The organism is bacterium 336/3 (assembly GCA_001281695.1).
Lineage (GTDB): Bacteria > Bacteroidota > Bacteroidia > Cytophagales > Thermonemataceae > Raineya.
This window is the reverse complement of sequence record LJIE01000001.1, coordinates 3,366,295-3,378,534: the sequence shown is the minus strand read 5'-3', so window position 1 is coordinate 3,378,534 and position 12,240 is coordinate 3,366,295. Positions and strand designations below refer to the sequence as shown.

11 protein-coding genes are annotated in these 12,240 nt (G+C 33.4%); 2 read left to right on the top strand and 9 right to left on the bottom strand.

All coding sequences use genetic code 11. The features are described 5' to 3' along the window. From AD998_15885 to AD998_15870, 4 genes are all read right to left on the bottom strand, one after another. On the bottom strand, nt 1-663 hold the full coding sequence (locus AD998_15885) for an electron transporter (GenBank protein ID KOY87420.1): 663 nt from the start codon (nt 661-663) through the stop codon (nt 1-3). Beyond that, a complete protein-coding gene (locus AD998_15880; GenBank protein KOY88246.1) occupies nt 635-1,117 on the bottom strand; it encodes a hypothetical protein in 483 nt (160 codons plus the stop codon). The genes AD998_15885 and AD998_15880 overlap by 29 nt, the downstream gene beginning before the upstream one ends. A 76-nt stretch (nt 1,118-1,193) precedes the next feature. Continuing rightward, nucleotides 1,194-1,940, bottom strand: a complete 747-nt coding sequence (locus tag AD998_15875) for a hypothetical protein (protein KOY87419.1) — start codon at nt 1,938-1,940, stop codon at nt 1,194-1,196. A gap of 120 nt (nt 1,941-2,060) precedes the next feature. Beyond that, nucleotides 2,061-2,630 (bottom strand): hypothetical protein, encoded by a 570-nt coding sequence (locus AD998_15870; GenBank protein KOY87418.1) that lies wholly within the window; start codon nt 2,628-2,630, stop codon nt 2,061-2,063. Nucleotides 2,631-2,734: 104 nt separating this feature from the next. Between AD998_15870 and AD998_15865 the strand changes: the two genes are divergently transcribed. Together AD998_15865 and AD998_15860 are read left to right on the top strand one after the other, a co-directional pair. Further along, the gene (locus AD998_15865) at nt 2,735-5,884 is read left to right on the top strand and encodes a hypothetical protein (GenBank protein ID KOY87417.1); all 3,150 of its coding nucleotides are present in this window, start codon (nt 2,735-2,737) and stop codon (nt 5,882-5,884) included. 101 nt (nt 5,885-5,985) lie between these two features. After that, a complete protein-coding gene (locus AD998_15860; protein KOY87416.1) occupies nt 5,986-6,963 on the top strand; it encodes a glycosyltransferase in 978 nt (325 codons plus the stop codon). 669 nt (nt 6,964-7,632) lie between these two features. Here AD998_15860 and AD998_15855 read toward each other — a convergent pair. The 5 genes from AD998_15855 to AD998_15835 all read right to left on the bottom strand — a co-directional run bounded on the left by AD998_15855 (nt 7,633) and on the right by AD998_15835 (nt 12,222). After that, complete coding sequence (locus tag AD998_15855) at nt 7,633-8,691, bottom strand: 3-oxoacyl-ACP synthase (protein KOY88245.1); 1,059 nt, start codon at nt 8,689-8,691, stop codon at nt 7,633-7,635. Nucleotides 8,692-8,910: 219 nt separating this feature from the next. Next, entirely contained in the window at nt 8,911-9,321 is a 411-nt protein-coding gene (locus tag AD998_15850) for a hypothetical protein (protein ID KOY87415.1), read from the bottom strand. Between the two features lies 1 nt (nt 9,322). Continuing rightward, nucleotides 9,323-11,233: an asparagine synthase gene (locus AD998_15845; GenBank protein ID KOY87414.1), complete on the bottom strand. Its 1,911-nt coding sequence runs from the start codon at nt 11,231-11,233 to the stop codon at nt 9,323-9,325. A gap of 163 nt (nt 11,234-11,396) precedes the next feature. Continuing rightward, complete coding sequence (locus AD998_15840) at nt 11,397-11,750, bottom strand: hypothetical protein (GenBank protein ID KOY87413.1); 354 nt, start codon at nt 11,748-11,750, stop codon at nt 11,397-11,399. A 169-nt stretch (nt 11,751-11,919) separates the two neighbouring features. Further along, on the bottom strand, nt 11,920-12,222 hold the full coding sequence (locus AD998_15835) for a hypothetical protein (GenBank protein ID KOY87412.1): 303 nt from the start codon (nt 12,220-12,222) through the stop codon (nt 11,920-11,922). Between the last annotated feature and the right edge of the window lie 18 nt (nt 12,223-12,240).

The following is a 12,240-nucleotide window of genomic DNA, read 5'->3' as shown; positions in this document are numbered from 1 at the left end:
CTATTCTTTGAGAAGAATTTTCATGTCTTTGATGAGTTGTTCAGTTTCCAAAGCCAGTGTACCATTATAAATACCTCTGATACGTTTATTTCTATCCACAAGAATCATATGTTCTGTATGTAGAAACTCAGTACTGTCTTTGGTAAAACCCAAATCTTCTTCAGCAAAATAAGACTTTCGAGCAAGTGTATAAATCTCTGATTGACTGCCTGTAAGCAGGTGCCAGTTATTTGCTTTGATTTCATTATCTTCTGCATAGCGTTTCAGGCGGGCAATGCTATCAATCCAAGGTGTTACGCTATAGGAAAGTATTGCTACATTTTTGTCATTGATAAATTCTTTCTGAACCTTTTTCATATGGCGAGTCATAGTGGGGCATATCGTTCCACAACTTGTAAATATAAAATTGGCTACATGAATTTTCCCTTCAATATCTTTTTCAGTAACAGTTTTCCCATGTTGGTTCTTGAAGGAAAATGATGTAATAGAATGCGTGATTTTTTGCTTTAAATCACTAGAGTTGTTTACAAAAATTGGTGTAAAATCTGGAGTATTGTAATAAGGAAGTTCGCTTGTTGTATTTTCATTTTGAGTATTATTACAACCCAAAAGGATGAAACATGCCCCCAAAATACTATTTCTTAAAAATGCTGTCTGTAACATTGATACAATTTTTTGTTCCTAATAAACCAAAACGCCTGCCATTTTTGATGATATAATTCGACTTGATTTTACCGTTATCATACCACCATTTTTGAGAACCTTCTTCGTGTCCTTTTGCATAATTCATTTCTTTTATAAGCATTCCAGTATCATTCCATTCTTTACAGGTACCCTGATATTCATCGTCTTCAAATACATATTGCATTTGCATTTTTCCGTTTTCCCACCACTTGAAAAGAGTTCCTACTTTTTTTCCATCTTTAAATTCTCTTTTTTCTCGTATTTGTTTGTTTGCATAAAATTTTTTCCAAATACCATGCTCTTTACCCTCTAAATAATAAAATATTTCAGAAGTATCTTTTTGATTAGGGAATAAAGTGTAGGTTGTTCCTGAAAAAGGCGTATTTTCATAATATGCCAATCCGTTTTTATTAGAAATGAGATGAGCAGGTATTTTGAGAGCTTTTTCGGCTTTGGGTTCAGAGGTAGTACACTGAACCCAAAGAAAAAATAAAAAAATAATGAATATTTTATTGCGTAACAGTACCAGGCGTACCATAAAATCCATTGCCATTGATGTAAGGGTCTGTACTAGTGATATGGTAATGATAAATCCCATTTGGATATTCTGTAGTGGCATGTGTATGTCCATGATAAGCATCTAAGCCAGTAACAGCAACACCATTTTCTTCTGGACCATATACAGGAAATCCATCCAAAAGAAAACCTAATAAAGAAGATTTAGAAGCTTTTACACCAGTCAAATAAATAGGTTCAACATGGTAATGATAGCCTCCTGATTGTTGTGGATGTCCCCAGTATTGGTCAAAACTGGTTATTTCATTGGTAAGAGGCTGATTAGGTCCTGCATACTGATTATAAAAAGGTACTCCATTTAAAGCAACACCAATAGCTCCTAAGGGTGTGGCAGGGTGAGTGGAGGAAACAGTTGGATTGATAGGAATTTTGAAGGTATAATTTTGAGTAGCAATGCTATTGGGGTTTTTGGCAAAAGTAACACCTCCAAAAGTTGTTCCACTAAAATTTTCGTAAAGGCTGTTTCCATTGGCATAATATACACTTTTGTGGTCTGGTGTGCCATTGGTTTTGATAATAATATAAGTTCCATCTGAGGTGATACTTGTAGCACCATAAATTTTACTATACACAGCAGGTACATTGTTATTTGTACTGGGAGTTGTGTCATCATTCTTTTTACAAGAAAAAATGGTAGTGGTCATACCCAAAATGACTAAAGTTTTAAGAGTTGATTTCATAATGACTTAATTTTTTGTTATCAGATAAAAAATATGTTGTATTTGGATGTTCATAGTTAATCTTGAAAATAAGACTCATTTACTGTCAATAGGTTTAAATGAGTGAAAAAAATATAGATTTTAATATTTATAATATTTAGCCTGAATAGCTTCCACAATATCTTTACTTTCTTTAAGCCCCAAACCATCTGTATCTCTAACTAATTTTACAGCGTCAATTTTTTTACCTTTACTGATTAAATCTAAAATGGTATCCACAGAAACTTTTGTGCCAAATTCAGTATTTTGAGAGGCTTGTTGAGGAATAATTTCCTGTTTTTTCTCAAAAAAGGGCAAAAAAGGTGTTAAAACTTGCTCTAAAATAGCTTCAGAACCTAAGTTTTCATATAAAAGGTCTGCCAAATCTTTAGATTCTTTTAGTCCTAAAGTGGTAGATTCCTTAATTAATTTCACTGCAACAAGTTTCTGACCTTGTCCAAGTAAATCAAGCACTTCTTGAAGGGGGAAACTAGAATGTTCTTGATGTGATAAATTTGAGGGATTCTTCAAATTTTCAAGATCTTTTAATAAATTATCTATAAATTCTTTGGCTTGTGTTAAACTCCCAAATTCTTGAAATGCTAATGATTGGGCTTCTAAAACCCTATTTTCGTGTATTAAAAATAGACACTCTTCCTTAAGGTTTATCATAATCTTATTCTGTTTAAACAATGGGAATATAAGTTTTTTTTGTGAAATTTGTATAGAATGTAGATAGAATTTTACTTTTTGTATAGAGCCTTGATAGTTACTCCATGAAAATCTTAAAAATTAAGCTTAAAAATATACAATCTCTGCAAGGAGAACACGAAATAGATTTTACAAAACCTTATTTTGCTGATAATGGCTTGTTTCTGATTACAGGTGATACAGGTTCAGGAAAAACGAGCATTTTGGATGCCATTACGCTGGCTTTATACAGCCGAACCACCCGACATGGTAACGAAACTTCGGAAGGACTTGCAGAAAATATTATGAGCCGAAATACCACTGATTGCTACGCAGAGGTAACTTTTGAGGTGAACGGAAAAAGATATTCCTCTCGCTGGGATACAGATAGATCGTTTAGAGGAAAAATAGCTTTGGAAAACAAAGTTAAAACACCTGCTATGTTTTTTCAAAATTTAGATAATCAAGAAGATAATGAAAGCAAGAAAAGTAGTGTACTCAAAAAGGTAGAAGAACTTACCAAATTAGACTATGAACAGTTTTTGCGTTCGGTGATGCTGGCTCAAGGTGATTTTACAAAATTCTTGAGGTCTAAGCCTGCTGAAAGAGCCGAATTACTCGAAAAAATGACAGGGACGGATATTTACAGAGAAATCTCGAAACAAGCTCACCAACGCAATGAACATGAAAAAAAGCAACTCGAAAATCTCAAAAATAAAATTCAGGAAATTAGCCTTTTTTCTGCTCCTGAACTCGAACAAATAAAAAATGAAGATTTAAAGCTTAAAAATGAACTTGTAGAGATAGAAAACAACCTCAAAGCCATTACGCCCCAACTTCAAAATTTAGAAATGCTCAAAAGGCTTGAAAAAGAGATTTTGGAATACCAAGAGCGTTTGAAAGTATTAGAATCTGAAGAAAAAGCATTTGAAACCAAAGCAGAGGCACTTTTTTGGCATGAGAAGACGCATGTTTTTCAGAGTGAATGGCAGGCTCTTCAAAAATTAGGAAAAGAAATCAAAAGTGCTGAGAGTGAACAAGAAAGTTTAGAAAATCAGCAAACTGAACTTCAAACGCAATTTGTCAGTTATCAGCAAATTTATGAAAATCAAAAACAAGAGTTAGAAAACTATCTCGCTTTCAAACAAAAGCAGGAGACAATAATTCAGGAAGAGCTGATTCCTTTAGAAGTTATGCTCATTGAAAAAAATAAAACATTTGAAAATGAGGAAAATAAATTTTTTAAACTGAAAGAAAATTACAAACATCTCCTTACGGAAATTCAGCAAGAGTTTGAATATGAGCCTGCAAAGTCTGTGGAAAAGTGTGAAGAGAACTTGAAAAGCACCCAAAAGCAACTCAAAGAAGTTATTGAAAACCTTAAAATTAATAAAAAAGAACTTTGGCAAACAAAGTTTGAAGAAGCTCAATCAAAATATCTTTTATTCAAAGAATTAGAATTAAGGAGTCAAAATATTAAGAATTTTGAGGAAGAATTAAGTATAGAAAAAGAAACCTTTGAACGTGAAAAAGAAGCTTTTTTACAATCAGAACAAGATTTACAGAGAATTAAAACTACAATAGAGACAACAAAACAAACTATTTTAGATTTGGAAAGGCTTATCAGGCAGGCAATTCTGATAAAAAACTATGAAATAGAGAGAAATGCACTTAAAGAAGGCGAAAATTGCCCTTTGTGTGGAGCTACCCATCATCCATACATTACACATCCACCTCAAAATATGCTTTCTGATGATGAAAAACGCTTGGATTTGGCGAAATCACAATTGCAAGATTTAGAACGTCAGGAACGTCAAAATCAAACACAAGTGCTTGCAAACACTTTAGACAATCGAGAGAAAAATATTCAACAAATAAATGTTAAAATTAAGAGTGTTTTTCAAGAATTTGAAAAGCAAAACATTGTAATTGAGAGTATTCCTAATATAATTTTGGAATTGCAGGCTTTGATGCAACAATGTAAACAAGAACTGGAAAATTATAAAAATTTAGAAAATACGTTCAGAAAACTGGAAAAACAACTAAAACTAGTTGAAAAAGAACAGGAAATTTGGGTTCAAAAATCTCAAAATGAAGCATTCAAACAAGAGGTAGATGCATTAGAAGCTCAAAAACAAAGTTTTTTCGATGGAAAAAGCTCTCAAGTAATTTTAAAAGAAATTAAAAATACATTTGATGAGATTGAAACACAAGAGAAAAGAGCATTTTTAGAATTTCAGCAACTGCAAAATGAGCTTCATAAGACTAATTTGATACTAGAAAACACCTTGAAAATTAAAGATACAAAACAGAAAGAATCTGATGAGCTGTGGCGAGTATTGAAGCCAATTATTCAGCAACAGGGTTTTGCTAGTAGAGAAGATGTTGAAAGTAAAATACTGAGCCAAGAGATACAAGAAGCCTATAAACAAGAACAAAATCGTTTGCTGAGAAATACTATTGAAGTAAACTCTGTTTTGGAAAGTAAGCAAAAGCAATCTAAAGAACTTTTAGAAGGACTTGCAGAAGGTATTTCTGAAAATTCCCTTAAACAAGAAATGGAAATTTTAAAACAAAAGCAATCTGCTAAAAACCAGAAACTTGGAGAGATAAATCAGCAACTGAAAACTCAAGAAATCAATAGTAAAAAGTATCAAGACCAAGAAACTTTAATTATTAAACAGACAGAAATTTGTGAACGTTGGAAAAAATTGGATAAAATTATTGGCTCAAGTGATGGAAAAAAGTTCTCTGAGTTTGCTCAAAGTCTCACTTTACAACGTTTGGTAGGGCTTGCCAACATTCATTTAAGCCGTTTGAACAGACGTTATATTATCAGAAAAGCAGAAGCCTTAGAAAATACCAAAAAGATTGAAGAACAAGCTCTTGAGCTTGAAATTATTGATAGAGAGCAAGCTGATGCCATTAGACCTGTGGAGAGCCTTTCGGGTGGGGAAAGCTTTTTGGTGAGTTTGGCACTTGCTTTAGGGCTTTCGGACTTGGCAAGTAAGAATGTAAAGATAGATTCTTTATTTATTGATGAAGGTTTTGGAACTCTCGACCCCAATACCTTAGACATGGCAATAGATGCCCTTGAAGCCCTTCAAAATACAGGCAAGACCATTGGCATCATTTCGCATGTGGATGCCTTAAAAGAGCGTGTAAAACTGCAAATAAAAGTTGAAAAGAAAGGAGGGGGAGTCAGTACTTTAAAATTACCTAAAATCAGACACTAAAATAGATTCTAGATACAAGACTTTAGACAATTATTAATTTTGTCATTGCGAATATAATGAAGTAATCATTATTTATCACTTATAATTCATAACTATTTAGTATGTTTTTTTCTCTTATCATTCCTGTATATAACCGTCCTGATGAGTTAGATGAGCTTTTAGAATCGCTTACCAAACAAATTTTTGACACAAACAAAATGCGTTTTGAGGTGGTTGTGATTGAAGATGGCTCTAAAAATAAAGCAGACCAAATTGCTGAAAAATACAAAAATCAGTTCGATTTGACTTATTTCTATAAAGAAAATGCAGGGCAGGGTTTTGCTAGAAATACAGGTTTTGAGATAGCCAAAGGCGATTATTTAATTGTATTTGATTCGGATGCTCTTGTACCACCTCATTATCTACAAACAGTGTACGATTTTCTCGAAAAAACACCTTTAGATGCCTTTGGTGGTGCAGACAAAGCTCACGAAAGCTTTACAGATACACAAAAGGCTATTAGCTATGCTATGACTTCACTTTTTTCAACTGGGGGCATACGTGGCAATACCAAATCGGCAGAGAAATTCAGACCACGTAGTTTTAATATGGGTATTTCAAGAGCTGTTTATGAAAAAACCAAAGGTTACAAAATTACCAGAATGGGTGAAGATATTGAGTTTAGTATCCGAATAGAACAAAATGGTTTTAAAATAGGCTTCATACCCAATGCGTATGTGTATCATAAACGCAGAACAAGCTTCAAACAGTTTTACAAACAACTTCACTTTTTTGGACGAGGGAGAATCAATATTTGGCGTTTTTTTCCAAAAGAACTGAAATTGGTGCATTGTTTTCCTGCTGCTTTTGTATTGTATGCATTAGCAAGCCCCATCGGATTTCTAATACATCCGTTTCTGGGGCTACTGATGACTGGCTCTCTGGCTTTTTACTTTATGGTCATTTGGATAGATGCCCTGATTCAAACCAAAAGCCTGAAAGTATCAGTGATGAGTGTAGGGGCTGTATGCGTGCAACTAACAGCCTACGGAGTAGGCTTCTTGACAGAAGCATGGAAAGAAATTTGGAGGAAGAAATAAAAAATATATGAAGTGAAAACACTTCATATGGCTTGAAGAAAACCAAAAAAATAATAAATTAAAAATATGAAAAAGGTTCTATTATTACTATCAAGCGTTATTCTTGGATATATCATAATTTCGGGAAATTGGTTTATTAAATGCCCTACTGATATTGAAAAAAAAGAGATTTTTATGATTGAAATTCAAGGTGTTGTAGCAAAAAAAATATTTTGATAAAAAAAATCATGGTATTGCCACAGTTATAGTAAAAAACTATGAACAAAACATTCATTTAAATTTCTACAGGGGGTATGAATATCCTACACATTGGGATAAAATAAATGAAGGAGATTCTATTTATAAATCTAAGAGGGCAATGGATTTGATTGTAAAAAGTAAAAAAGAGAACTGGAATACTAAAAACATTCAATATATATGTGACCCTGATAATATTCCTAATTGGGAGTAAAGAATTTATTCTAATACTTCATATTGTTCATGATTTGTAATTACAAACCCAAATTAAAAACTTGATGATAGAGATTTGGAATTAGCTTTACTGAACTGGGTTATAAACTTCGAAAAGAGAAAGTTAGATACCTCACTATATTTGGTATGAAAAAATAGTACTACATAGTAAAATAAATAATCCTTACTCTTTTATCTTATCTCTTTTTCTCAAAAAACTTAACACTGATACACAAAAGCATTGATATTCATGCCTGCACCAACTGATGCAAATAGCACAATATCACCTTCTTCTAATGATTGGTTTTCGAGATTACCTTTTTTGATTTGGTCGTATAATGTGGGAATAGTAGCTACGCTGGAATTGCCAAGCATTTGGATATTCATGGGCATGATACCCACAGGAGGTTTCATATTATACAATTTGAAAAAGTGGGTTAAAATCGCTTCATCCATTTTTGCATTGGCTTGATGAATAAGGATTTTTTTTACCTTCTCAATAGGAATATTACCTTTTTCTAAACAATCTTTCATGGCTTGAGGAACATGCTTTAAAGCAAACTCATAGATTTTTCTGCCATGCATCTTGATATAGCGAGTAGTGTCAGGCAGGTCTTTATTATAAGATTTGCCAAAGTACAAATAATGCAATTCGTTGTAGGTAAACGAAGCAGATTCGTGAGCTAAGATACCTCCTTGTTTGTCAGAGCCTTCTATGATGGTAGCTCCAGCTCCATCTGAGTAAATCATGCAATCTCTATCATGTGGATCTACTACTCTCGAAAGTGTTTCAGTACCAATGACCATACATTTTTTTGCGATACCAGCTTTGATAAATGCTGATGCCTGAATAGTACCCTCTATCCACCCAGGGCAACCAAATAGAATATCGTAAGCAACACATTTAGGGTTTTTAATTTTGAGTAAATATTTTACTCTGCTTGCCAAACTCGGCACAGCATCTGCTTGGATAGTTCCTGACTTTACATCTCCAAAATTATGTGCTAAAATAATGTAATCAAGTGTTTCGGGGTCTGTTTGTGAGCTTTCTAAAGCTTTTTGAGCTGCTAAAAAACCAATATCTGAAGCTGATAAATTATCTTGTACATATCGTCTTTCTTCTATTCCTGTAATTTCAAATAATTTTTGGGCAATTACCTCATTGGAAAGAGGCAAAGGATTACCTTCTTCATTTAAGAAAGTATGTTGAGCAAAATTTTCGTTGGTAATACGTTCTGTTGGAATATAGCTTCCAGAAGCTGTAATGTGTACATTCATGGGCTTGGGGGTAAGATGAAACATAAGATGGGAAAGATTCAATAAACAAAGGTTTGGAGTGGCAAAAGTAGAACCGATGCTTAAAGAAACCAATCTGAATGAAAGAACACATCAAACTTAAATATGGGAAAAAAAACTCAAAAAACATAATTTTTACTATGCTTTTTGAGTTTTTAAAGAATAAAAATTTGAAAAATAGAACTATTTATAGAAAACGTATCAATTTAGCAATTTCTTTTTACGTTTTTCAAACTCTTCAAAGGTAATCAAACCTTTTTCAAAAAGCTCATTGAGTTTGAGGATTTCGTCTGCTACAGTAATGTCAGTCTTGTTAGCTTTTTTATCTATTTTTGTAAATAAATGTGGATTGTATTTAAAATCAAAATCTTCTTGGCGAATGGATAATAATTTTAAACCAGAAGCCAAGTTAGAAAAAAGCATTACAGATGGAATAAAAAGAAGTGTTTTAGGATTTTTGATAGCTTTTAAGCCAAATCCTAAGCCAAAACATATAAGAGCTATAATTTTGATAGACCCTCTGAAATTTCTACCCAAATAGAAATCGTGTAAGCCGATACAACCACCTAAAAAAGCCCTCGCCATTGCTGCAAATCTATTTTTAGTTGTCATATTACTTTTTTCCTAAATATTTTTTCCACCAATACTGAAACACCACAAGCCCCCAGATACGGGCATGTACATCCATCGGATTTTGTGAAAATAACTGATTTTTAAGTTTTTTTATTTCGTTTACATCAAAAATACCTTGTTCTTCAATGAATCTATCTTGCAATAAATCATTTTCAATCAGAGAACGTAAATCAGTTTGAAGCCAATTGAGCAAGGGAACTTCAAAACCATGTTTGGGTCTGTTATAAATTTCTTTGGGTAAAACATCTCTAAATGTATCTTGAACAATTCGTTTACGAATACCTTTGTCTATTTTCGAGGAAACAGGAAGCGAGAAAATAAAATTGACAACATCATGGTCTAAAAAAGGAACACGAACTTCCAGACCATTTGCCATTGACATCCAATCCACTTTCACAAGCATATCGTTGGGTAGAACGAGTTGCATATCAGTATAAAAAAACTCGTTCATGCCTTCTAAACTACTGTCTTTAAGATGTTTGAGTAAATTTTGTTTGGTTTCTTTATACTGCTCTAAATCTTGATTTCGGTATTTAGGGTGTAATAAACTTTCTACTTCCTCATTTTTGGTAAAGCCAGCCCAAGCCCAATAACGTTCTTGTGGGCTAAGTTTACTACCTTCTGCAAAACGAACCAACTGGCGTACTTTATTTGAAAATCCTCCATTTCTCGATTGAGGAAGACTTTTCCAAAGAGGCAAAAGCATTTTGACTAGGCTTGTAGCTACACCTCCCTGACGAAGTTTGTATTCGCCCCAATGTTTGTTATAACCTCCCAGCATTTCATCTGCTCCATCACCCGAAAGAGCAACAGTAACATGCTTTTTCACATATTGGCTCAAAATATAAACGGGCAAAGCAGATGAATCAGCAAAAGGCTCATCTATGTAATCCAATACTTTGAAAAGTACATCATAGACATCTTTTTGCGAAAGTTTGAAAGTTGTATGTTTGGTGTTGAAATGTTTGGCAACTATTTCGGCATAATGAGTTTCATCAAAAAATGGATTATCGTGATAACCAATAGAAAAGGTTTCCAGTTGTTCTACATCTCGGCTGGCAAGAGCTACAACTACCGATGAATCCACACCACCACTCAAAAAAGCACCCAAAGGAACATCAGCTACAAGACGTTTCTGAACTGATTTTTGCATCAAATCCAATAAATGTTCTTGTTGAGCCTGATAACTCAGTTGTGTAGGATGTTCTTCATAATTTTTAGGAATTTCATAAAAACATTCTTTCTCTACTTTTCCATCTTTTACCTTTAAATAATGCCCTGGTAAAAGTTTATAAATATTTTTGAAAATGGTGTCAGGTGCAGGTATGTAATTGAGATGCAAATAATTACGAAGACTTGTTGGGTTAATTTCCTTTTCAATTCCATACTGAATGATAGATTTCATTTCGGAGGCAAACAAAAATCTGTCTTCATCCACATAATACAATAATGGCTTGATACCAAAACGGTCTCTGGCTACAAAAAGGCTGTTTTCTTCTTTATCGTAAATAGCAAAAGCAAAAAAACCATGCAACAGCTCTAAAGAGTATGCTCCCCAATGAATATAAGCATATAAAAGTACCTCAGTATCGGTATGAGAACGAAACTGAACACCTTTTTCTTCGAGTTGTGTTCGTAAATGTTTAAAATTATAAATTTCTCCATTAAAAACAATGGTATATCTGCCTGTATGGTCAGAAATAGGCTGATTACCAGCATCCGAAGTGTCAATAATAGAAAGTCTTCTATGCCCCAAACCTACCATAAACGAGAGGTATGTATCACTCCAGTCAGGTCCTCGTTTGGAAAGTGCATCTGTTGCACTTGGGAGATTTATCATTGAAAAACGACCCACTTCGTTGAAGGCTAATACGCCAGTAATTCCACACATATTTTAAGGTTTTTTAGACAAAAGACATGAGATATAAGAATCGAGAATACGGAATTGTTATTGGTAAAAATATAAAATCATCAAGTAAAAATAGATATTTTTTGACATAAAAAAATATTCTATCTTTTTCAAAATAGAATATTGCTTAAAAACACAGAAAGATTTATCGGTTTCTTCTACGTAATTGTCGGGCTTCTTTTTTTTCCAAACGGGCTTGTTTTCTCAGCAAACGAGTCTCTTTTCTCTTTAGACGAGCTTGTTTGAGTTTTACAATGGCTTGTTTTTTCTGCAAACGTCCCTTTCTGACTTGTAAACGATTATCTTTGCGTTCCATGCGTCGTTGCTTACGACTCAAAGTTTTGACGTCTTCATTCGTAACTTTATCTTGTTTTTTGGGTGTTTGGACTTGCTGTTTAGCTTCCCTTTTAGAATTGTTTCTGACAGGGTTAGTCATAGAGGTTTGAGCTTGCGTCCAGATACTCAGAACCATCAGGTTGATAATAAGAAATGTTTTCATGATATAAAGTTTGAGAATAGCAAACCTATAACCAAAATGGTGCCATTTTACAAGTAGATAAGAGAAACTTCTAATAGACTTTATTTCGTTTATTAAAAACAGCTGAATTTTATAAAAAAATATTCTATCTTTTTCAAAATAGAATATTACTCAAAATAAAGGAAAAAACTTATCTATGCTTTCTGCGTAGATGTCGGGCTTGTTTTTTCTGTAAACGCCCTTGTTTTATTTGCAAACGAGCTTCACGTTTTTCTAATCGCTTTTGTCTGCCATTCAGGTCTTTAGCTCTTTGTTTGTCAGTTTTCCCTTCTGCAATATTAGCTCTTCCTTGTCTTTTGAGAGCTTTGGCTTGCTTTCTGGCTTCACGTTTATTTCTTGGAGGTGGGTTATTGCCCACAACAGGATTGGTAACAGTTTGAGCCTCTGCCCAAATGCACACAAGTAAAAAAGCTATTGTAAAAAATATCTTCATAAGGATTACTTTTTTGAT

Bases quoted from the DNA above. Each gene is read 5' to 3' on its own strand.
- AD998_15885 (KOY87420.1), bottom strand. From the start codon at position 663: ATGTTACAGACAGCATTTTTAAGAAATAGTATTTTGGGGGCATGTTTC.
- AD998_15875 (KOY87419.1), bottom strand. From the start codon at position 1,940: ATGAAATCAACTCTTAAAACTTTAGTCATTTTGGGTATGACCACTACC.
- AD998_15870 (KOY87418.1), bottom strand. From the start codon at position 2,630: ATGATAAACCTTAAGGAAGAGTGTCTATTTTTAATACACGAAAATAGG.
- AD998_15865 (KOY87417.1), top strand. From the start codon at position 2,735: ATGAAAATCTTAAAAATTAAGCTTAAAAATATACAATCTCTGCAAGGA.
- AD998_15860 (KOY87416.1), top strand. From the start codon at position 5,986: ATGTTTTTTTCTCTTATCATTCCTGTATATAACCGTCCTGATGAGTTA.
- AD998_15855 (KOY88245.1), bottom strand. From the start codon at position 8,691: ATGAATGTACACATTACAGCTTCTGGAAGCTATATTCCAACAGAACGT.
- AD998_15850 (KOY87415.1), bottom strand. From the start codon at position 9,321: ATGACAACTAAAAATAGATTTGCAGCAATGGCGAGGGCTTTTTTAGGT.
- AD998_15845 (KOY87414.1), bottom strand. From the start codon at position 11,233: ATGTGTGGAATTACTGGCGTATTAGCCTTCAACGAAGTGGGTCGTTTT.
- AD998_15840 (KOY87413.1), bottom strand. From the start codon at position 11,750: ATGAAAACATTTCTTATTATCAACCTGATGGTTCTGAGTATCTGGACG.
- AD998_15835 (KOY87412.1), bottom strand. From the start codon at position 12,222: ATGAAGATATTTTTTACAATAGCTTTTTTACTTGTGTGCATTTGGGCA.